Source organism: Pseudoalteromonas sp. T1lg22 (assembly GCF_002964645.1).
Classification (GTDB): domain Bacteria; phylum Pseudomonadota; class Gammaproteobacteria; order Enterobacterales; family Alteromonadaceae; genus Pseudoalteromonas.
On the sequence record NZ_PQBY01000010.1, the window covers coordinates 11343 to 32632 of the forward strand.

Consider the following 21290-nt stretch of genomic DNA (forward strand, 5'->3'; position numbering starts at 1 on the left):
CTAGGCACCGTGCTCGGCAAACAGGGCCATTAAGTCGTCTTCACTGAGTACCTCAATACCCAGCTCCTGCGCCTTGGTGAGCTTAGAGCCGGCCTTTTCTCCGGCCACCAGGGCATGGGTTTTCGCCGACACACTGCCCGCCACCTTAGCTCCTAAAGCCTGTAATCGCGCCTTGGCATCGTTGCGGTTCAGCGTATGCAAAGTACCGGTAAGCACATAGGTTAAGCCCGTAAGTGGTTGCTCACTTTCATTTTTAACTTCCAGCGCCGGCCAGTTTACGCCTTCATCAAGCAGAGCCTGAACCACCCCTTGATTCGACTCCTCGCTAAAGAAGCTGTGAATATGCTTGGCAACTATCTCACCCACATCACTGACTTCCTGAAGCTGCTCTATACTCGCCTGCATAATGGCATCCAGGCTCAGGTAATGATTGGCCAGGTTTTGCGCCGTCGCCTCACCTACCTCGCGAATGCCCAGAGAATAGATAAACTTGGCCAGGGTTGTGGTCTTGGCCGCCTCCAGGGCATTGACCAGGTTGGCTGCCGACTTAGGCCCCATACGCTCCAGGCTTTCAAAGTGACCCTGACGCAACTGGAATAGCTCAGCCGGAGTATGGATCAGCTCTCGCTCAACCAGCTGCTCGACGATTTTATCCCCCAGACCATCTATATCCATGGCCTTGCGCGAGGCGAAATGTTTAATCGCTTCTTTACGCTGCGCCGCACACACCAGACCGCCGCTACAACGGGCCACCGCCTCCCCTTCAATACGCTCTACATGGGAATGGCACACGGGGCACTCGCTTGGGAAAAGGATATCTTTTGCATCTGCCGGGCGCTGCTCCAGCACCACCTGAGTGATCTGCGGGATCACATCACCGGCGCGGCGCACCACCACGGTATCGCCAATTTTCACCCCGAGACGGGCAATTTCATCGCCATTGTGCAAGGTGGCATTGGAAACCGTCACCCCACCTACGTACACAGGCGCCAGGCGTGCCACTGGGGTAATAGCCCCGGTACGACCGACCTGGAATTCCACATCCTGCAACTGAGTGATCTCTTCTTGCGCTGGGAACTTAAAGGCAATGGCCCAACGCGGCGCGCGGGCAACAAAGCCCAGCTGCTCTTGGGCGTCCTTATCGTTGACCTTGATCACCACGCCATCGATTTCATATTTCAACTCGCCGCGACGCGTAAGAATATCCTGGTAATAGGCGATGGCCTCATCGGCGCCATTGACCAACTTGGTCTCCGGGCAAAGGGGCAAGCCCCAGTCTTTCAACTGATGCAACTGCTCGAAGTGACCCCCCGCCAATTCGGCGCCGGTTACCTGGCCCATGGAATAGGCGTAAAACATCAGTGGGCGTTTGGCGGTGATCTTAGAGTCAAGCTGACGCAAACTGCCGGCGGCGGCATTGCGCGGGTTGGCAAACACCTTGCCCTCGTTTGCCTTGGCTTCCTCGTTAAGACGATGGAAACCGGCCAAGTCCATAAATACTTCGCCGCGCACTTCTAACTCTTCGGGGAAGTCACCGCGCAGCTTCAGGGGAATATTGCGAATGGTTTTAACGTTTTCGGTAATGTTTTCACCTACCTGACCATCGCCGCGGGTCGCCGCCTGTACCAGCACACCGTCACGATACAAGATAGATACGGCCAGACCATCGAGCTTGGGCTCACAACAAAACATCGGCTGGGTGCTTGCGGCCAGACGGTCGTTAATACGCTTATTAAAGGCATTAAACTCGTCTTCATCAAAAGCGTTGTCCAGAGACAACATGGGCACCTGGTGGGTCACCTGAGAGAATTTGCTCAGCGCCGCGCCGCCCACTCTCTGGCTTGGCGAGTCAGGGCTTTGTAAATGCGGGTGCTCGGCTTCCAAAGCCTGTAACTGGCGCATCAGGCGGTCATATTCAGAGTCGGGAATGCTGGGGTTGTCCAACACATAATAATTATAATTGTGCTCCTCCAGCTTGGAGCGAAGCTCGGCAATCTGTTGCTCGGGGGTGAGACTCATATCTACCTCGATAAAAAAGCCACCGGGAGGTGGCTTAGTGTCAATGTGTTTCCCTGCATGTTTAGCCTTGGCAAAGCAAGGCCGACACCTCAGGATTAAGCGTACTCGCGGACTTTTTCCACGTACTCGCGTATGCCGTTTACGCTAAGCGGCTGACGGTTATGATCCAACAGCTCGGCACCGAATTCTTCGGCCAGCTTTTTCGCGGCGCTGTGCAGCATATTGAAGGTGGTCATGGCTTCGCCTTCGTTTGGCAAGGTCATAAACAAACTGATACCTGCGGTACTGAATTGCTCCATATTGTCGATATCAAAGGTACCCGGATTGTACATGTTCACCATGCGGAAAAGTACCGGGCCCTGGCCGCTGCTTTGCTCGTGGCGATGGAAAAAGCCATCGTCGGAGTATTTGAAGCCCAGTGTAAGTACTAAAGGCAACAACTTAGCGCCCTGCATTTGCAGGCCCTCAGGCATATGCACATGGATAATTACAAAATCTTCTGGCTGTACTTCGGCATTTGGCTGGGGCTTCGCCGAAGGATCTGACGAAGGCTCGGCTGCAGCGTCCGTTTGCGCCTGCTCTTCGGCCTCGATGCTAAAGTCGCCCATTTTGGGCTCATCGTCCAGGGCATTAAAGCTAGGCTCTTCACGCACCTCTGAGGCCACCTCTGGGGTCATAGCGGGCTCTTCGGTTTGACCTAATCCTCTCTCCTGGTCTCGCGATGCAGCCTCGGTCTTTGACGTTGACGCTACTGTAGCCGCAGGCTCACTGGCTGCTTTTTGCTCAGAGGCAGGCTTGGCTTTTGTCGCCGCGCTGCTATCAACCGACTGCGCGCGTTTACGCACCGACCATAGGCCGTGAATCAGCAAACCGCCAATAACTACCGCACTGATTAGAATTAATACCCATCTGAGATCTTCGGCCATCCCCTCACCTTTATTCTTAGTTTGTTCAATTAACTGGCTTGAGCCATTTCCATTGCTTGCTCAATATCCACTGCCACCATACGTGACACTCCAGGTTCCGCCATAGTGACGCCGGTCAGGCGCCCTGCCATTTCCATGGCTATTTTATTATGGCTTATGTATACAAATTGCACGGTTTGCGACATTTCTTCAACCAAACGGCAAAAACGACCGACATTGGCATCATCTAACGGCGCATCAACCTCGTCAAGCATACAAAATGGTGCTGGATTGAGCCTGAATATCGAAAACACCAATGATAATGCGGTCAGCGCTTTTTCTCCACCACTTAACAAATGGATTGTGGAATTTTTCTTACCGGGCGGTCTGGCCATAATTGCTACCCCACTTTCAAGCAGGTCATCGCTGGTCAATTCCAAGTAGGCCGAGCCGCCACCAAAGACCTTGGGAAACAGCTCTTGCAAGTCCATATTGATCTGCTCAAAGGTGGCCTTAAACTGGGCCTTGGTCTGGCGGTCGATTTTGGCTATGGCCGCTTCCAGCGTGTCCATCGCCTTGGTGAGATCTTCTAATTGCTCATCCAAATACTGCTTGCGCTCCTTGGCACTGGCAAACTCATCGATGGCCGCTAGGTTCACTGCGCCCAAATCGCTGATTTGCTTATCCAGGGTCGTGAGCTGCGCCTGCCAGCGTCCGGCTTGCGCATCTTGTGGCAAGGTTTCCAGCACGGCTTTTAAGCTGGTATTGAGCTCTTCTAGGGGAGCCAAGGCCTGTTGTGCCTTTAAGGTCAGGGTTTGCTCTGCCAACAGAGCCTGCTGGATCTGCTCTTGCAATTGCTCCCTTTGCTGCTCGCCCTGTGCCAGCTTATCTTTATTTCGCTGCAATTCGCTTTGCGCCTGCTCAAGACGCTGTTGTAGGGCCAATTGCTCCTCACTCAGCTGCTCTTTTTGCTCCAGCAAGTGAGCGATTTGCTCTTCCTGCAGGGCGATGGGTTCGGCCACTTCCTGCTGCTCGGCTTCAGCCTCGGCTAATTGCTCACGGGATTGCTCCAGCGAGCGTTCAATATTTTGCAGCTTGCTGCGACTTAACATCAGCTCACTTTGCAGTCGCTCTGTGCTAATTTGTGCCTCGTTCACCTGAGCTTGCAGCTCCTGAACACGCAACTGAGTCTGCTTCAATGCCTGCTGAACTTGCTCAAACTGGCGGCGCTCTTGGAGTGAATTGTGCTCGGCCTGTTCTAAGCTTTCCTCAGCTTGCTCAATACGCGCCTGCTGTTGTTCAAGCGTCAATTGTGCCGTTTCAATTTGCTCGCTCAGGGTTTGCTCTTGAGATTGCAAACGCTCAAGTTCCTGTTGCCATACCTGGGCCTGCTCTTTAAGGAGCTCCTGGCGGGTTTGCATACTGGCGTAAGATTTAGAATGCTCGTGAACTTCTTGCTTGGTCTGTTCCAGCGATACTTTAAGCGTTTCCCGCTCGCCGTTGAGCTGCTGCAACTCTTTTTCTATGGCCGGTAATTTATCCCGGCGCTGCTCTAAGGCAGTCTCTAATTCATTGAGCTGCTGGCGCTGGGCAAGCACTGAGACTTGCTCGCTGTTAGCCTGCAAACACCAGTGGCGACCATGCAGATGGGCGTTTTCATCAACCACTGCCAACCAGCTTGGGTCGTCCAACACCCGGATATCGCCCTTGGCGTCAAAGGCGATGCGATGTAACAGATCCGGGTAGTGGCCGGACTGAATAAACTGGGCGACCGAGCGATGGGGCGCTTTATCGTTTTGCGGCGTTAACCAGCTGCCACTTTTATCAGCCATCACCTGCAAATGGCGCAGTTGCATCAAGGCGGCTTCTATTATCTGCTCATAACCCTTTTGCACCTCAAGCTGGAATAAAACGCCCTTGCCCTGCTCAGCCTCTTCATCCTGTAACAGGGAGGCAATGGCATCACGTTTGGCGCCCAGCTCCTGCATTTGCCGCAGTATGCCTTGATGCTCCTCGCTGGCGTGACTCAACTCTTCATCATTGGCGTGTAAGGCCTGCTCAAGTTTTAGCTGCGCACTTTTTGCCTTGGCCAGGCGCTCGGTCAAAGCCTTGCTTTGCTGCTCGCTGTCGTTAACTTGCTGGGAAAGAGAGCTATCCTGATGCCTGCTCAGGGCCGCACCATTGTCTTGTACCTGCTGCTGCAAGGCCTGCAGCTTGACGGCAGCGCCTTGGTGCTCGTGGCGGCATTGCTGCAACTGTTGCTGACTTTGAAATAAAAGCTCGCGCTGTTGATGCTGTTGCTCTTGCAGCTGTGCAAACCCTTCATCAGCCTCATCACGCATCGCCTGGCACTCCAACAGGGCTTCTTGCAACTCTTCACTCAGCAGCTGCTGCTGCTCACATCGCTCCTGATGCTGGGCCACAAACTCACTTTGCTGGCACTGGGCCTCAAGAAGCTGCGCCTGTTGTTGCTGGTTTTGCGCTATGCTGGTTTGCAACTGGTGGGCCCGTTGCTTGGCATGAATTTGTTGCTGCTCTAAACGCGCCAACTGATTGTCGGTTTGAAATATTTGCTGCTGGTTATGGTTTAGCGCCGCGCTGGTGTCATCCAGTTGCTGTTGATAGGCGCTCAGCACATCCTGCTCACCGCGGTGAGCATCCTTAAAAAATGCCAGTTGCTCTTTTAGCTCGGCGAGTTGTTCGGACTGTTGCAGTTGTTGTTGGTGCAGTTTTTGCCATTTGAGTACCGCCAGCTCGCCCTTATAGCGGCGCTGCTGGGCTTTGAGTTCACGATAACTGCTGGCTTGCTGGGCCTGATGCTCTAGCTTATCGAGCTGACTTTGCAGCTCGGCGCGTACATCAAGCAGACGCTCAAGATTTTCCTTGGTGCTGCGGATACGAGTTTGTGTCTCGCGGCGACGCTCCTTGTATTTGGACACGCCGGCGGCTTCTTCGATAAAGACCCTGAGTTCCAGTGGCTTACTTTCGATCAGCCGGGAGATCATGCCCTGTTCGATAATGGCATAGCTACGCGGCCCAAGGCCGGTGCCTAAGAAGATATCGGTAATATCGCGTTTGCGGCATTTACTGCCGTTGAGGTAATAAAGGGACTGGCCGTCGCGGGTCACCACGCGCTTAATAGCCACCTGATTTCGCGCCGCCAGAGTGCCGGGTAAGCGCCCTAGGGTGTTATCAAACACCAACTCCACCGAGGCTTGGGAAACAGGTTTACGGGTCGCAGCACCGTTAAAAATCACGTCCGTCATGGCATCGCCACGGAGGTTTTTGGCCGAGCTTTCACCGAGCACCCAGCGTACCGCATCAATAACGTTAGATTTGCCACAGCCATTTGGCCCCACCACACAGGTCATGGGGTCGGGAAATGGGATCTTGGTGGCATCAACGAAGGACTTAAAACCCGCCAGTTTTATGCTGCTTAAGCGCATTACGCCTCATTATTCTAGTTATTATTGGTTGCAACATCTGCCTTAGCGCTAGGCGCTTAACCGTGACAACGCTTTATATTATCTAAAATAATGCCACTGGCAATAGCCACATTTAAGGATTCGGCGCCACCATAACCGGCAATAGTGATACGCTCGCTGACATGCTCCGCCACCGCATCACTGATACCGTGAGATTCACTGCCCATCACCAAGATGCCTTGCCCACCAAAGTCGGTGTGATGCAGGTTTTGTCCACCTAAGAAAGCGCCGTAAACCGGCTTATCACAGCTTTCCAGGTAGGCGGGCAAATCGACTTGATGGCATGACACCCGGGTAAAGGAGCCCATGGTGGCACTGATCACCTTGGGGTTATAAGGATCGGCGCAATTGGCCGACAACAAGACCTGTTTAAAACCGTACCAGTCCGCCAAACGAATGATGGTGCCGAGATTGCCCGGATCGCTGACGCCGTCCAGGGCTATTTGCCAAGGGGTATGCTCGATTTCCACCTGAGCCATGGGGGCCACGGCAATGGCATCGTTATTAGTAACCAGGGTGCTGACCTTAGATAAGGCCGCTTCATCGCTGTGATGCACATCCTTACCACTTAAACGGCTTTCAATCAGTTGTTTATGGGCCGCGCAGAACTCATCGCTGGCAAATAGTTCGGTGATGCCATGCTCGCTTTGCAATAGCTCAAGCACATTTTTAGTGCCTTGAACTAAAAATGCTTGCTGCTGTTTACGGTATTTCTTTTGACCTAATTGACGCAGGTGCTTTTGCTGATTTTTTGAAAGCATAGGGCATGGCCTTGGCTAATAACTAAGGAGGACCGACCTATTATACACATGCTTTGCCCCATTGCAGAGAGTAAAAGCAGGTTAAGCCCTTGCATCTGTTGCATTATTCGAAACTTAACGCTAAATTAATGAGCTGCGTTTTAACCGCCAAAAAGACTAAAAAATGGATTTATCACAAACAGATAGCGCAACTAACACGACGCCTCAGTTTCAACCTTATAGCCGTCGCGTCGAGTTTAGTGGCTCAGGGAAAGAGTTTTTCTCAATTTGGATCGTTAACATAGTTTTGACCTTGCTAACCCTGGGAATTTATTCCGCCTGGGCCAAGGTACGCACCTATCGTTATTTCTACGGCCATACACAACTCGATGGCCATCGATTTGATTATTTGGCAACGCCGATTCAGATACTAAAAGGCCGCATTCTTGCCTTTATCTTTTTTGTTATTTATATGTTCTGCACCCAGTTTGTCCCTGTGCTGGGCATACTGGCGATTTTTATTCTGCTGTTTTTAACGCCCTGGATCATCAATCAGGGCATGCGCTTTAACATGCGTATGAGCCGTTATCGCAATGTGCGCTTTAACTTTAAGGGCAGTTATGGCGAGGCCTTTGTGGTGTTCTTATTGCTGCCAGTGGCCAGCGTATTCACCCTTTATTTATTGCTTCCGTACGTGTTTAAACGCATGGACCAGTATTTACACAGCCATATTGAGTTTTCCGACACCCCCATTAGTGTCAATACCAAGGGCGGTGAGTATTATTTAGCGGCGCTGATGGCCTATGTTGCCGCCGGCATTATCGCGGTGATCATGCTAGCCCTGGCTGGTGCCTTCGGTTTTGGCCTGGAGGCCATGATCCAAGACCCGGAAATGATAAACGACCAAGCCGGTGCTATTGCCGGTGTAAGCATCATGGTGATGATGATGATTGTTTACTTTGTTGCCTTTGCGGTAGCCACGGGCATTTATCAGACTCATATTCGCAATCACCTGCTTAACAGCAGCGAACTGCAGGGCATTGCCGATTTCAAGTCGGATTTAAAGATGATCGACTACACCCTGCTGGTATTTACCAATACCCTAGCCATCGTCTTTAGCCTAGGTTTGGCTTACCCCTGGGCCAAGGTGCGCAGCGCCCGCATGCTTAGTAACGCCACCGAAGTGACCTTCCTGTGCGACCCGCAAACCCTGCACGATCAACTGGGTGAGCAGCAATCGGCGTTTGGCGAAGAAGCCGCTGACATGTTCGATATCGATCTGTCTTTGGGCTAACGCATGCAAGTCACCGGGTTTTATTACCTGAACAATCAAAGCCACAGCACGGAAGTAACCCTGTGGCTGACGCAAGATAGCAGTTGCGAGCAAGTGCGCATTTACAGTGGCGATGAATTGCTGGTGCAATTTGACCAATACCGTCAAGGCCAGCAGCTCAGCGGCCTGCCGGTAGAGCTGGTGTTTATTGACGGCAGTCGTTTTGTACCCCATAGCGCCAGCCATCGCTGGCCTTCGGAGTCCGCTTGGGACCGCCTGCTGGAGCGCATCGAAAAACATAAAACGGCTGTGCTTGGCTGTGTAATAGCCAGCGCGGTGCTCGCCTGGCTGTTGTTCTTTAAGATCATTCCCGCCAGCGCCGCGGTGGTCGCTCGCTCATTACCAGACTCTGTGGTTCATGCTGCATCAGAGCAAACCCTGGCAGCACTGGAATACGTGTATCTGGAACCCACTAATCTGGACGAGGCACAGCAAACCCATATTCGGACCTTGTGGCAAAGCCATATTGCGGAAATGGACCAGGCTCCCGAGCATTTGGTTTTGCACTTCTACAGTGCCCCTGAGATAGGCGCCAATGCCTTTGCCCTGCCCGACGGCCAGGTGGTCTTAACCGACGAACTCGCGCTTATCCTCAAAGATAACGACACCGCCCTGCTTGCGGTATTACTGCACGAAATTGGCCATGTTCAATATCAACATGGCTTGACCCTGGCAGCCCAATCCGCCGGCTCTTCGGTCACTTTGGCGCTGATGTTTGGCGACCTCGAAGGCTTTGCTGAGATCATCATGGGTACGGGTTCGGCCTTGATCCAACAGCAGTTTTCTCGCGATATGGAACGTCAGGCCGATACCTTTGCACTAGAGCAGCTTAGCCAATTAGGCTATCATCGCTCGGCTTTTGCCGAGGCCATGCAGGCCCTGGCTCAGGCGCACGGGATGGATGAAAAAGAGCAAGGCACTTTGTGGGATTATCTCTCATCACACCCAGCAATTTCCGAGCGCATAGAAAACGCGCATAAAACGGACTAAAGAATTCTATTAACTCCAAGGAATCATCATGGCTTATGATTTTGGCTCGAAAGGGCTAGGTATTTCTAACCCATTTAAAATTGAAGGAACGATACGCACCGCAGGTGGTGCCATTATCACCCTGATTGGTTTATTTAGCCTTTTTAAAGTCACCTCTTTAACGCAAACCGATATGATCTCTGCCTGGGCCTACGCAGCAGTAGGCTTAGTGCTTATGATCTTAGGTTTAAAACGCTGTGGTAGCGGCCTTTTCCAACTGTTTAAATTCTTCGTTGGCCGCTCGGTACCCAGCTCATTAGCACTCAACCTAAGCAAGAGCGAGCAGGAAAATGCGGCTCTGGAGCAAAAGAAAGGTTCCCTAGCCTATACGGCGAAAACCTTGGAATCCATGTTGATGGGGCGCAAAAACGCCACCTTCACCGAGCCCAAGGGCTGGGTAGGTCGTTTTGCTCACTCGGTATTACCAAAATTAATCTTCTTGCCCTACCCCATGCGTAATGTGGCACAGGAAGTCATCGGTGTTATTCTGCAAACCATTTTGGCCTTTGTTGCCTTCGGCCTGACCTATTTTGTCTCATCATCTGGCCTGGCCGGTGAAGCGGGTCATATTATCGTCCCGGTATTCTCGGCGCTGATTTTGGTTTACCTGCTGCTATGCTGGCGCAGTGCTGCCAATGCGGTAAGCCTGAACCGAGTAAAACGTCTTAAAGACGTAGGCGCCGCCTCACTTGCGAAAATCATCGCCTTTTCGGTGATCTTCCCCGTGGTTATAGGTCTTATCTATCATCATTTCTTCGCCCCACATAAGGGTGAATTGGAGCAATGGGCGCAGCTGACAGAAAAGGTAAGCCTGTTCTCGGCCTGGCCTAGCCTCTTTACCTTATTATTCCTAGGTGCGCTTTGCTGCGCGGCAGTCTTCTACCTGATCAATGCCCGTAGCAAACAAAACGAAGTGGCCACCGAGGTCAGCGAATACCGTGCTAACTTGCAAGAAGAAGTGCATCCGAACGAGATCTTCATCAATATCGAAAGCATAGTTCTGGCCAACCGCCGCTATAAGGAAATCCCGAACCGTACCTATATTGACTTCGATCCGGTATTGAACGAGCAAAGCAGCAGCAAGGGTGATTTCCGCGGCGAATTGCTGATTGAAACCCAGCCTGAGTTTAATCCGCGTCCTGGCCACAAGGGCTTTAACATTACCCGTTTGGTAAGCACCACAGCGGCTCAGCTGTGTCTGGTGATCGGTGCCTTGTTGTTCTTCTCACTGGCCGGCGAAGCCATTGGCCTGTATCACTTTATCAGCCAGCAGAGCAGCCTGTTACCTGAGTTCACCCGTGCCGCCAACCGTGGCAATATCGAGCTGTTACAAAACTGGTTAGGCGAGCTCTCTGGCCTGATCGTGGCCGTGCTTGGTACCTTCTTTATGTGGCAAATTTTCAGCACTATAGGCCGTATGTTGGAAAACTTCAGCCATGTGTTCTGGGCGGAAATGCAATTTAGCTCTTTGCTACTGTATCTAAAAACCGAAGGTACTTTCACCGAGTCGAAGATCTCTACCGGTATGTCAATCCATGACTCGACGCGCAGTGAAAACGTGGTGATCAAGTCGTCAATCACGCCTTGGATCATCAGTTCGCGCATCAGCTCAAGCACCTTCGCCACCAGCGGTGCCGATAATGTTGAGATGCCGCGTTACGTGATGGCGATGAAGAAGAATGAGCAAGAGCTCAATACCATAGTCGATGAAATCCACAGCTTCTTAAAAGCACGTGAAAACATTGCCGGCTTCAGCAATACCTCGGATCTGCAAAACGCCGAAAACATCTTAAAGATGAACCAGGTGTCACGCGCTCAGCAGGAAACACCGACGCTCATCGAAGAGCAAAGCGGTGCCTACCGCGAACGTCAGCAGCAAGAAGCAGACATGCTCGAAGATAAGAACTAACCATCACCACCTCCTTAGGAGATGGTTTAAAGTTGACAATAAACGCCCTGCCTAGCAGGGCTTTTTTTGGCCGTTTTTTAAAACCCTAGCCCGCTGTTTTTGCAACAATTGTTTACCACTTTGCGCTGTAAATTCGCAGCGCCTTAGATATACTGCAAACCATACCCTGTAACACTTTGAGGTAAAGCATGCAGTTAGGTCGCGGATTTGAATACTTTTTTAGTGGTTTTCCAATGATCACCGAAAAAGGCCTAAAACGCTTTGTACTGATCCCCCTGATGATCAACCTGGTGATCTTCGGCACATCCCTGTTTTTTATTTATGGCTGGCTGACCGACGCCTTCGCCTGGATTAATGCCCAGCTGCCCGAATGGTTGTCCTGGCTAGAATGGCTGTTGTGGCCTTTAGCACTTCTGGTGGTGCTATTTAGCTATTCGATGATCTTTACGGTGATCACCAACTTTATCGCCGCCCCCTTTAACGGCATCCTCGCCGAGAAGGTGGAATTACATTTAACCGGGCAGCGCGTCAACGACGACGGCCTGCTCGATACCATGCGCGATGTGCCGCGTATGCTTGGCCGGGAATGGACCAAGCTGTGCTATTACCTGCCCCGCGCCATCGGCTTTTTTATCCTTATGTGGTTTCTGCCGATAATTGGACAGATCATCTGGGCGCTGTTTACCTGCTGGATGTTCGCCATTCAATATAAGGATTACGCCTTCGATAACCACAAGGTGAGCTTTGGTGATATGAAACGCGATTTAAATGCACATAGGGGACTGTCCTACGGCTTTGGCGCCGGGGTGATGCTCTGTGCCATGATCCCCATTCTCAACATGATAGTCATGCCGGTGGCCGTGTGTGGCGCCACCAAGTTGTGGGTGGAAAACTACCGTAACAATTATCGCGGGCAATAATATGAAAGGCACCTGGCAATGGACGCTGATGTTATTGGCGCTTGGCTTTTTTGCGTTTTTGGGCTGGATCATCTATCTCGCTAACACAGGCCAGCCAAGCATCTTTTTTGATTTGGTCAGAGCCCTGCCCTATGGCGATAAGTTGGGCCACTTCGTGCTCTTTGGCACCGCCACCTTATTATTGAGCCTGGCCTTAAAAGCCGCCTACTGGCGCCTTGGCAGGGTAAAACTATACTGGGGCGCCTTAATTGTTTTTCTCTTTGCCCTAAGCGAGGAAATAAGCCAGGCCTTTGTTGCCAGTCGCACCTTTGATCTGGTGGATTTAACTGCCGACGTTTTCGGCATAGCCGCGGCCAGTTATCTGATCAGCCTCTTGGTCAAGCAATACCAAAAAAGCCAGAGTTAATCTCTGGCTTTTTTGCATCATAGGTATATATCTTAGCTAAATACGTTTTGCGGTACGCGCAGCACTTGCAGATGCACCGTAACCTCTTCACGGTCGTGATACAGGTGCTTGGCCTGCAGGTTGTATTTTACGCCGTACTCATGCAGTTCATCGCGAATACGCTGGAGATTCTCGTACACAGTATCAAAGCGCTTTTTCATTGGCAGCTTAAGGTTGAAAATCAGCTCCTTCGCAAAACCGTTCACAGCCCAATCTATCATTAGCTCGGTCACGCGGCTTGGTTTTTCCACCATGTCGCACACCAACCAGCTGATATTACGACGCTCAGGGCGGAACTTAAAGCCGTCTTCACGATAGTGCTTAACCTGACCACTGTCCATCAAGGCCTGATCCATGGGGCCATTGTCTATGGCCTGCACAAACATGCCACGGCGCACCAACTGATAGGTCCAGCCGCCGGGGCAAGCACCCAAGTCCACTGCCTTCATGCCCGAGGCCACACGCTCTTCGCGCTCATCTTCAGGCACAAACATCATAAAGGCTTCATCAAGCTTAAGGGTTGAACGGCTCGGTGCATCCTTAGGATAACGCAGGCGCGGGATACCCATATACAAGGGTGAGTTGTTAAAGCTAAACGAATAACCCACATAAGCGGTATCGCTGGCGATAAACAACACATGCAAGGTCGGGCGGTTTTTAACCTGTTGACGCAGCAAGGTTTCCTGACTCTCTAATGCCTTGGCCAGAGGGTTGCTGATCTTTTTACAGAACTTAGAAAGCTCTTTGCCTTCGTTGGTATCACAGGTTTCCACGCGCAATTCACCGCATAGAGGGAATGACTTGGCAACCTCACAAATGCTGCCGACGCGGTCGTCGATAGGCATTTTTGCTACTTGCGTGCCGATAAACCACTGGCGGGCAAAGATCATGTCCTTAAACGGGATCTTCTTGATCAGGTATTCTGCTTCATCTTGGCTATAGCAGTGATATGCCACCAAGGCCGAATTCGGCTTCGTCTTAACATAACCGCCCACACCTAGATTGCTGGCGTGGTGAGTGATCTCTGCGGCAGCGTCGTTTTCGAAACCAGCGCGACAATAAATAACGATACAGGACATGGTAATGACTTATTTCATTTGTAAAAGTTTAATAACCATCGCCGCCCAGGCGACAATAAAGCACAGGCCACCTAAGGGAGTAATGGGGCCAAACCACTTAATGCCGGTTAGGGCCAAAGCGTACAGACTGCCACTAAATAATAGGATGCCGGCGAGCATAAAGTAGCCGCTGACATTAAATTGCATCCCGAGTTTCCCCAGCACGCCAATTAATATGAGCCCAAGTGCATGATATATCTGGTATTCAACCCCGGTTTGAAAGACGCCGATAGCGTACTCCGAGAGCCGACTTTTTAGGCCATGAGCGGCAAAGGCGCCGAGTATAACACCGAGCCCTGCGAAAATCGCGCCTAGCACCAAAAATAACTGACTCATAGCTGCTCCTTAATAAAGTTCACGGCGACATCCGCCGCCTGCTGCCAATTGCCCTGCTGGGTAAAACCGCTTCTTTTACGCGGCACAAGGGAATGGTCGCCGTCACTCAACCAATGGATTTGTGCCGGACGGGTGTCGGCAAGCTGACTTAATTCATCGCGCTTGCCAAAGGTATCCCGCTCGCCCTGAATAACGCAAAACGGCACCTTGATATCATCAAAGTGGGCAACCCTTAGCTTGTCTTTTTTCCCCGGAGGATGAAACGGATAACCAAAGGCTAATACTCCACGCACCTCTGCACTGCTTCCTTCGGGCTGCGCCACCAGCATACTGGCCATGCGCCCGCCCATGGATTTGCCACCGATAAACAAGGGCAAGGCATCTTGCCGCTGGGTCAGTTGTTGATTAAAACTGGCCAGCAGCTTGTCGGCGCGATCCGGTGGGCGACGCTTGTTCTCTGCCTTGGCTTTTTCCATATAGGGAAAATCAAACAAGCCAACACTAATTCCCTGCGCTGCCATTAAGCGCGCCAGCTCTTGCATAAACTCACTGTCCATACCGGCGCCGGCGCCATGGGCAAAAATAAACTGAGCAATCGGCTGCTCTGCATTAAACCACTGCATTTAGAGTTGCTCCTGCTCTTTTTCTACCAGACCTAACATCCATTCTTTAAAGGACACTATTTTACCCAGCTCGGATTGTGACTCACGAAATACCAGATAATAGGCATTTTTACTCTCCAAGCTGTGGTTGAAGGGCACGATCAAACGTCCGGCGTCGATTTCAGGTTTTGCCAATACCAGGTTCCCTAAAGCCACCCCCTGACCATGGGTTGCGGCCTGCATGGCCATGGAAGAGTGGGAAAAAATCGGTCCCTGATTCACCTGAACATTACGTACCCCGGCGGTCTTCATCCACACCTTCCAAGGACGTCGGGTGGTGTCGTGTAACAAGGTGTGATTTTGCAGATCCTGCGGCTCATTCAAGGGCTTGGGCCCGGTGAGCAGCATGGGGCTACACAAGGGCACCAGATATTCCGTATGCAACTTATGGGTTTCCACCCCACTCCAGTGGCCACGACCATAATAAATGGCTACATCCACATCATCTTGTAGCGAGTTGTCGTCCTGATCCTGCGCCTTAATTCGCACATCGATATCCGGATGCTGCTCGTTAAACAGGCTTAAGCGTGGGACCAGCCATTGAATGGCGAAACTTGGAGTCAGACTTACGGTTAAGGAGCCCTTGGCACCGCGAGCCAGGAGCCTTTCGGTAGCATCGTCCAGCTGAGTGAAGATCTCTTTGATATCGAGAAAATAACCCTGACCTTCCTCGGTCAGCAATAAAGAGCGGTTCTTACGTAAAAATAATTTTAAGCCAAGATGCTCTTCTAATGTTTTGATCTGATGGCTCACCGCGGCCTGAGTAACATAAAGCTCTTCTGCGGCCTTGGTAAAGCTTAAGTGCCTTGCCGCAGCTTCAAAAGCCTTGAGGGAATTAAGAGGGGGAAGTCGCCGAGCCATAGCCAATAGATTAGTTTTTTTAATTTGAACTGATTATATACAAAGGCCTTCAAGATGCCAATTTAGTGCGCAGCGCTGGCTCAAACATAAAAAAAGCCAGCAACTAGGGCTGGCTTTAAATCATTTAAAATAAATCTACAGATCGCTGGCGCTGGTATCTAGCGGTGGAAAGCTTTTTACCAGATCATCAATGGCCTTCATTTGCGTTAAATACCCTTCTAACTTAGCCAGTGGCAAGGCGCAAGGGCCGTCACATTTGGCTTCATTGGGGTTCGGATGCGCTTCAATAAACAAACCAGCAATACCTAGCGCCATACCGCTGCGTGCCAGCTCTGCAGCCTGGGCACGACGGCCATCGGCGCTATCGCTGCGTCCGCCAGGGCGCTGCAAGGCATGAGTAGCGTCAAAGATAACTGGGGCCATGGTTTTCATATCGTCCATACCCAGCATATCAACAACAAGGTTGTTATAACCAAAGCTGGTGCCGCGCTCACATAAGGCCACCTGCTCGTTACCGGCTTCGGCAAATTTCTTGATGATATGACGCATTTCGTGCGGTGCTAAAAACTGCGGCTTTTTCACATTGATCACATTGCCGGTTTTGGCCATGGCCATCACCAGGTCGGTTTGACGCGCCAAGAAGGCTGGCAACTGAATCACATCAACCACTTCGGCCACTGGCGCGGCCTGATAAGGTTCATGCACGTCGGTGATCAAAGGCACATTAAAGGTGCTTTTGATTTCCTCAAAAATCTTTAAACCTTCTTCCAGACCTGGGCCGCGATAAGAATTAATCGACGAGCGATTGGCCTTATCAAAAGAGGCTTTAAACACGTAAGGAATGTTTAACTTGTTGGTCACTTCCACATAGTGCTCGGCGATGCGCATGGCAAGATCGCGAGACTCCAACACATTCATGCCACCGAACAGGACAAAAGGTTTGTCGTTGGCCAGTTCAATGGCGCCAATATTAATTTGTTTAATGGTCATTTTTAATTCCTTAAGGGGCGACCGACTGCATGATCAAGCCGCAAATATAAGCCATATACGTACCTACGCCGTAACCCAGCACAGCCAACAGCACACCTACAGGTGCTAGCGAGGGGTGAAACGCCGAAGCCACTACGGGCGCCGAAGCTGCACCGCCAACATTGGCCTGCGAGCCCACCGCCATATAAAACAGCGGCGCCTTAATGGCCTTGGCAACAATCAACATCAAGGCCGCGTGCGTCAGCATCCAGATAACACCCAAGACAAAGTACCATGGGGTATCGAAGATGGCGGTGATATTCATATGCAAACCGATAGAGGCCACCAGAATATATAAGAAGCTGGATGCCACTTTTGAGGCGCCAAATGCTTCGATATGACGCACACGGGTAAACGACAGACCAATACCTATGGTAGTTGAAATCACGATTAGCCAGAAGAACTTGCTGTTTAAGCTGTATTCTTGCGCCCAGGCAAACTGGTCGAAATAAGGCGCCAGTATATCGCCACAGAAATGAGCCAGACCGGTAATACCAAAAGCGATGGCGATTATGGTCATATAATCATTCAAGGTCGGCAGGCGTGCATGTTCGGCATGATAGGCTTCGACGCGTTTTTTAAGATCTTCGATGGCGCTGGTGTCGGCGCCGGTTTTCGCATCTATGGCTTTATGGTTACCAGCCATCAAGAGCAATACCGCCATCCAGAGGTTGGCAACAATGACATCCACGGTCACCATGGCGGAGAAGATATCTCCCCCAACGTCAAACATTTCCTTCATCGAGGCCTGGTTAGCCCCGCCGCCTATCCAGCTGCCGGCTATGGTGGTCATGCCACGCCACACCGCATCCGGGCCATGGCCGCCGACTACCTCGGCGTTTACCGCACTCATAACCAGGATGGCCAAGGGGCCGCCTATGACTATGCCTAGGGTCCCGGTCAGGAACATGATCAGCGCCTTGGGGCCAAGGTTAATAATGGCCTTTAAATCGATACTGATGGTCAGCAAAATCAAACAGGCTGGTAGTAAATAGCGCGAAGCCACGTGATACACGCTCTTCGCACTTTTTTCGTCGACTATGCCAAAGGTATTGAGTAAAGAAGGCAGGAAGTAACATAGCAGCAACGCTGGCACATACTTATAAAAGGTCCGTAGCCAGTGGTTTTGACTATGGGCGGTTTTAAAAATCACGCCGAGAATTACGGCGAGCAGGCCCATCACCACGGCTGGATTGCTGATCATGGCCTCAGCAGGTTGATCCATAATGATTCCTTACTAATGTAGTGTGTTGTTATTATTGTCGAGCTCATCAATTTGATGGCGTACTATTTCAATACCTGGGTCGTCCGGGCACTCTTCAACAAAGAAGCGCAGGTCTTCTTTGGCCAGCTCAGGGCGATTAATCTGATTGAGCAAATAACCACGGTCGCGACGCTCGTAAGGGTCGTCACCTATCAGCTCTAACAACAGCTCGGCACAGGCCAAGGCGCTGCCAAAACGCTCGGTGGCAATAAACGCCCATTTTTGATGGGCCAGGTACAACTTATAGATTTCTTCGTCGATAAGCAGCTCTGGGCTTTGCTCTGGCTCGGCGTTTTCCGGTTGCAGATGCCACATTTGCTGGCCCGAAGTCGGCTCGATCAGATAATGCTCCTGATCACTGAAGTGCACCTGCACCATCACGCTTTGATCCACCAGCACCAGATCCGCATTAAAACCTGCGTCCTCTAAAATACCGTGCAAAATAATGCCCAGCGCCAGGCTGTTTCCGGTGCGATAAAGCAGGGCAAAGTACACACTGTTAAGGCGATACTCGGGCACATCCTGATGGGTGCCGCTAAAGCCCCATTCGGTGTAGAAACTATCGACCACGGCATCCAGTGCCTGATGCTTATCATCTTCATGGCGCGCAACGATTTCATGCGCTTGCTGCTCTAAACTTTGCAACTGCGTATAGGCTTGCTCGGCTTGAGCCTGGGCCTGCCAGCGTGATTCGGCGGCAATACAACGGCTTATGGCGCTAACACTGTAGCTGTGCTCTAAATCAAATTGGTCATCTAACCAAACATCAGACATAGATAGGGATATCTCACAGGCAATAAAATGGCCACTAGTTTACCTAGGATCGCCCTAAGATACCAATTTCACTGCGTTAGCGCCGTATTCACGGCTAGAAAAACGCGGATTTTGTACCCGCCAAATAGCCAATTGCCAACAACACCAAGGTGTTAACTCCCAGCCATAGCCATTTTTGCCCTTTGCTTTGCGCTTTTAGTAGCTTAAAGCCAATCACAATATAGGCCACAACCAGGATGATTTTTTGCCATAACCAGGGCATGGTCAACGGATTCATGCTGGCCACAATCAGTAGCGCCACCGCACTCACTAGTAATAGGGTGTCGACTACATGACTGGTGATAAACACGCCCTTGTTTGCGGCAATTTTGCCACTACCAAGGCGCGAAAACGCGCGGACGTAAAAAAGCACTACACTGAGCACCACAAATAACACATGCGTGTGTTTGATAGCGATATAATCCATGTTCTTCCTTAAGGGTCTGTTGACCTTTGTTGTTATTTTATCTTTATTCTACGCACACCCGGGCACCAACTCGGCCAGGGTAATGCGGTCATTGTCACCTAAATCGCGCTCGGTGCGGGCATTAATGTAGCCATGGTCGGTGAACAATTGACGCACCGCGGCACCTTGCTCGTAACCATGTTCAAACATCAGCACACCGGGGCGCGCTAAAAACGCTTTGGCATGAATAATAATATGTTCTATATCTGCCAGCCCCTGCTGCGCGGCAACCAAGGCGCTAAGCGGCTCAAAGCGCACATCACCCTGCTGCAAATGGGGATCCGCCGCATCGATATAAGGCGGGTTGCTGACGATTAAATCATATGTAACATCATTAAGGGCGCTAAACCAGTCGCTGTGCATAATTTGCACATTGCTAAGCCCCAGATTTTGCTTATTTTTTAGTGCTAATGCCACTGCATCCGCGCTGGCATCAAGGGCATCGATATGCCAGCTGGGGCGCTCCGAGGCCAGCGCCAAGGCTATGGCTCCGGTACCTGTGCCAAGATCAAGCACTCTGGCGTTATCCGGCAAGGCTAACGCTAAAGCTTGTTCAACCAGAGTTTCTGTGTCGGGGCGAGGGATCAGAGTGCTGTTATTAACCATGATGGGCAGCGACCAGAACTCCCGCACTCCGGTGAGGTGAGCAACGGGATGACCGGCGCAGCGCTTTTCCAGCAGCTGCGTAAAGTCATGGTATTCCTGTTCACTAAGTGGGCGGTCGCCCCAGGCAAAAAGGTAGCTGCGGGGACGTTGCAAGATATGCAGCATCAGCACCTGAGCGTCAAGTTTTGGCGAGTCGCTCAGGGCTTGCAGGCGCTTTGTGGCCGCTGACAAGGCATCATCTATGGATGGCAGTGCCAACTTATTCCTCTCCCATCGCCGCCAGTAGGTCGGCCTGATGCTCAAGTAAAAGTGGGTCAATAACCGCACCCAGTTCGCCAGCAACGATTTCGTTAAGGCGATATAAGGTTAGATTGATACGGTGGTCGGTAATACGACCCTGCGGGTAGTTATAGGTACGAATACGCTCAGAGCGGTCACCGCTACCTACCAGGTTACGGCGTTGAGTTGCTTCTGCGGCCTGACGTTTTTCCGTTTCTGCCTGCTCTAGGCGAGCGGCAAGTACGGACATGGCCTTGGCACGGTTCTTATGCTGTGAACGCTCGTCCTGACATTCAACCACCACACCGGTTGGCAAGTGAGTAATACGAATTGCCGAGTCGGTTTTGTTAACGTGCTGACCACCGGCACCGGAGGCGCGGAAGGTATCTACCTTGATATCCGCCGGGTTAATTTCGATGGCTTCTGCCTCTGGAATTTCTGGCATCACGGCAACGGTACAGGCAGAGGTATGCACTCGGCCTTGCGATTCGGTTTCTGGCACACGTTGTACACGGTGGGCGCCGGATTCAAACTTAAGCTTGCCGTAAACGCCATCACCCTTGATATTAGCGATCACTTCTTTGTAGCCGCCGTGCTCACCTTCGTTGGCGCTGACCACTTCCACCTGCCACTTTTGTGACTCGGCGTAGCGGCTGTACATGCGGAATAGATCACCGGCGAAAATCGCCGCTTCGTCACCACCGGTACCGGCACGTACTTCAAGGAAGACGTTGTTATTGTCTTTTGGATCTTTAGGTAGCATCAAGACTTGAAGCTCGTCTTCAAGAGCTTCAATTTGGCCTTTGGCTTCTTTGAACTCTTCCTGAGCCATTTCGCGCATATCTGGATCTGAGTCTTTGAGCATTTCTTCCGCTGCGGCGACATCGTCCTGCGCCCGCTGGTATGCGGTGAAGGTTTTTGCTACTTCTTCGAGCTCCGAATACTCTTTAGATAAAGCGCGGAAACGATCCTGATTGCCGATCACCTCGGGATCACTGAGCAACGCCTGCACTTCTTCATAGCGTTCCACTAAGGATTCTAACTTACGGTATACGGACTCTTTCATCTGTT

19 protein-coding genes are annotated in these 21290 nt (G+C 51.4%); 5 read left to right on the plus strand and 14 right to left on the minus strand.

The window, feature by feature from the left end; translation table 11 throughout:
* From ligA to C2M24_RS05840, 4 genes are all read right to left on the minus strand, one after another.
* Complete coding sequence (ligA, locus tag C2M24_RS05825; protein WP_105213629.1) at positions 1-2019, minus strand: NAD-dependent DNA ligase LigA; 2019 nt, start codon at positions 2017-2019, stop codon at positions 1-3.
* Positions 2020-2114: 95 nt separating this feature from the next.
* Positions 2115-2945 carry a cell division protein ZipA gene (zipA, locus tag C2M24_RS05830; protein ID WP_105213630.1) on the minus strand — a complete coding sequence of 277 codons (831 nt, stop codon included), beginning with the start codon at positions 2943-2945 and terminating at the stop codon, positions 2115-2117.
* Between the two features lie 29 nt (positions 2946-2974).
* Positions 2975-6370 carry an AAA family ATPase gene (locus C2M24_RS05835; protein ID WP_105213631.1) on the minus strand — a complete coding sequence of 1132 codons (3396 nt, stop codon included), beginning with the start codon at positions 6368-6370 and terminating at the stop codon, positions 2975-2977.
* 56 nt (positions 6371-6426) lie between these two features.
* A complete protein-coding gene (locus C2M24_RS05840) occupies positions 6427-7170 on the minus strand; it encodes a TrmH family RNA methyltransferase (RefSeq protein WP_105213632.1) in 744 nt (247 codons plus the stop codon).
* A gap of 163 nt (positions 7171-7333) precedes the next feature.
* On the opposite strand from C2M24_RS05840, the gene C2M24_RS05845 reads away from it, so the two are divergent.
* The 5 genes from C2M24_RS05845 (at position 7334) to C2M24_RS05865 (ending at position 12746) form a co-directional block, all read left to right on the plus strand.
* Positions 7334-8443 carry a YjgN family protein gene (locus tag C2M24_RS05845; RefSeq protein ID WP_105213633.1) on the plus strand — a complete coding sequence of 370 codons (1110 nt, stop codon included), beginning with the start codon at positions 7334-7336 and terminating at the stop codon, positions 8441-8443.
* 3 nt (positions 8444-8446) lie between these two features.
* On the plus strand, positions 8447-9472 hold the full coding sequence (locus tag C2M24_RS05850; RefSeq protein WP_105213634.1) for a M48 family metallopeptidase: 1026 nt from the start codon (positions 8447-8449) through the stop codon (positions 9470-9472).
* Positions 9473-9500: 28 nt separating this feature from the next.
* Positions 9501-11420: a hypothetical protein gene (locus C2M24_RS05855; protein ID WP_105213635.1), complete on the plus strand. Its 1920-nt coding sequence runs from the start codon at positions 9501-9503 to the stop codon at positions 11418-11420.
* 188 nt (positions 11421-11608) lie between these two features.
* The gene (cysZ, locus tag C2M24_RS05860) at positions 11609-12340 is read left to right on the plus strand and encodes a sulfate transporter CysZ (protein ID WP_105213636.1); all 732 of its coding nucleotides are present in this window, start codon (positions 11609-11611) and stop codon (positions 12338-12340) included.
* Position 12341: 1 nt separating this feature from the next.
* Positions 12342-12746, plus strand: coding sequence for a VanZ family protein (locus C2M24_RS05865; RefSeq protein ID WP_105213637.1), 405 nt, complete (start codon positions 12342-12344; stop codon positions 12744-12746).
* A 32-nt stretch (positions 12747-12778) separates the two neighbouring features.
* Here the strand turns inward: C2M24_RS05865 and rlmM are convergent, their stop codons facing one another.
* The 10 genes from rlmM to prfA form a co-directional block, all read right to left on the minus strand.
* A complete protein-coding gene (gene rlmM, locus C2M24_RS05870) occupies positions 12779-13864 on the minus strand; it encodes a 23S rRNA (cytidine(2498)-2'-O)-methyltransferase RlmM (protein ID WP_105200643.1) in 1086 nt (361 codons plus the stop codon).
* A gap of 9 nt (positions 13865-13873) precedes the next feature.
* Positions 13874-14239, minus strand: a complete 366-nt coding sequence (locus tag C2M24_RS05875; RefSeq protein WP_105200644.1) for a DUF423 domain-containing protein — start codon at positions 14237-14239, stop codon at positions 13874-13876.
* Positions 14236-14862, minus strand: coding sequence for an alpha/beta family hydrolase (locus C2M24_RS05880; RefSeq protein WP_105200645.1), 627 nt, complete (start codon positions 14860-14862; stop codon positions 14236-14238). Before C2M24_RS05880 ends, C2M24_RS05875 begins: the two co-directional genes overlap by 4 nt.
* On the minus strand, positions 14863-15762 hold the full coding sequence (locus C2M24_RS05885) for a transcriptional regulator GcvA (RefSeq protein ID WP_105200646.1): 900 nt from the start codon (positions 15760-15762) through the stop codon (positions 14863-14865).
* A 135-nt stretch (positions 15763-15897) separates the two neighbouring features.
* Complete coding sequence (kdsA, locus tag C2M24_RS05890) at positions 15898-16752, minus strand: 3-deoxy-8-phosphooctulonate synthase (protein ID WP_105213638.1); 855 nt, start codon at positions 16750-16752, stop codon at positions 15898-15900.
* 10 nt (positions 16753-16762) lie between these two features.
* Entirely contained in the window at positions 16763-18016 is a 1254-nt protein-coding gene (locus tag C2M24_RS05895; RefSeq protein ID WP_105213639.1) for a DUF819 family protein, read from the minus strand.
* Positions 18017-18028: 12 nt separating this feature from the next.
* Complete coding sequence (locus C2M24_RS05900) at positions 18029-18829, minus strand: tetratricopeptide repeat protein (protein ID WP_105213640.1); 801 nt, start codon at positions 18827-18829, stop codon at positions 18029-18031.
* Positions 18830-18923: 94 nt separating this feature from the next.
* On the minus strand, positions 18924-19295 hold the full coding sequence (locus C2M24_RS05905; protein WP_105200649.1) for a SirB2 family protein: 372 nt from the start codon (positions 19293-19295) through the stop codon (positions 18924-18926).
* A 48-nt stretch (positions 19296-19343) separates the two neighbouring features.
* Positions 19344-20198: a peptide chain release factor N(5)-glutamine methyltransferase gene (prmC, locus tag C2M24_RS05910; protein ID WP_442792503.1), complete on the minus strand. Its 855-nt coding sequence runs from the start codon at positions 20196-20198 to the stop codon at positions 19344-19346.
* 1 nt (position 20199) lies between these two features.
* Positions 20200-21285, minus strand: coding sequence for a peptide chain release factor 1 (prfA, locus tag C2M24_RS05915; protein WP_105200650.1), 1086 nt, complete (start codon positions 21283-21285; stop codon positions 20200-20202).
* Between the last annotated feature and the right edge of the window lie 5 nt (positions 21286-21290).

Coding starts and splice junctions, on each gene's coding strand:
- C2M24_RS05835 (WP_105213631.1), bottom strand. CDS start 6,370: ATGCGCTTAAGCAGCATAAAACTGGCGGGTTTTAAGTCCTTCGTTGAT.
- C2M24_RS05875 (WP_105200644.1), bottom strand. CDS start 14,239: ATGAGTCAGTTATTTTTGGTGCTAGGCGCGATTTTCGCAGGGCTCGGT.
- kdsA (WP_105213638.1), bottom strand. CDS start 16,752: ATGACCATTAAACAAATTAATATTGGCGCCATTGAACTGGCCAACGAC.
- cysZ (WP_105213636.1), top strand. CDS start 11,609: ATGCAGTTAGGTCGCGGATTTGAATACTTTTTTAGTGGTTTTCCAATG.
- C2M24_RS05840 (WP_105213632.1), bottom strand. CDS start 7,170: ATGCTTTCAAAAAATCAGCAAAAGCACCTGCGTCAATTAGGTCAAAAG.
- C2M24_RS05900 (WP_105213640.1), bottom strand. CDS start 18,829: ATGTCTGATGTTTGGTTAGATGACCAATTTGATTTAGAGCACAGCTAC.
- zipA (WP_105213630.1), bottom strand. CDS start 2,945: ATGGCCGAAGATCTCAGATGGGTATTAATTCTAATCAGTGCGGTAGTT.
- C2M24_RS05855 (WP_105213635.1), top strand. CDS start 9,501: ATGGCTTATGATTTTGGCTCGAAAGGGCTAGGTATTTCTAACCCATTT.
- rlmM (WP_105200643.1), bottom strand. CDS start 13,864: ATGTCCTGTATCGTTATTTATTGTCGCGCTGGTTTCGAAAACGACGCT.
- ligA (WP_105213629.1), bottom strand. CDS start 2,019: ATGAGTCTCACCCCCGAGCAACAGATTGCCGAGCTTCGCTCCAAGCTG.
- C2M24_RS05850 (WP_105213634.1), top strand. CDS start 8,447: ATGCAAGTCACCGGGTTTTATTACCTGAACAATCAAAGCCACAGCACG.
- C2M24_RS05895 (WP_105213639.1), bottom strand. CDS start 18,016: ATGGATCAACCTGCTGAGGCCATGATCAGCAATCCAGCCGTGGTGATG.
- prfA (WP_105200650.1), bottom strand. CDS start 21,285: ATGAAAGAGTCCGTATACCGTAAGTTAGAATCCTTAGTGGAACGCTAT.
- C2M24_RS05880 (WP_105200645.1), bottom strand. CDS start 14,862: ATGCAGTGGTTTAATGCAGAGCAGCCGATTGCTCAGTTTATTTTTGCC.
- C2M24_RS05905 (WP_105200649.1), bottom strand. CDS start 19,295: ATGGATTATATCGCTATCAAACACACGCATGTGTTATTTGTGGTGCTC.
- C2M24_RS05845 (WP_105213633.1), top strand. CDS start 7,334: ATGGATTTATCACAAACAGATAGCGCAACTAACACGACGCCTCAGTTT.
- C2M24_RS05885 (WP_105200646.1), bottom strand. CDS start 15,762: ATGGCTCGGCGACTTCCCCCTCTTAATTCCCTCAAGGCTTTTGAAGCT.
- C2M24_RS05865 (WP_105213637.1), top strand. CDS start 12,342: ATGAAAGGCACCTGGCAATGGACGCTGATGTTATTGGCGCTTGGCTTT.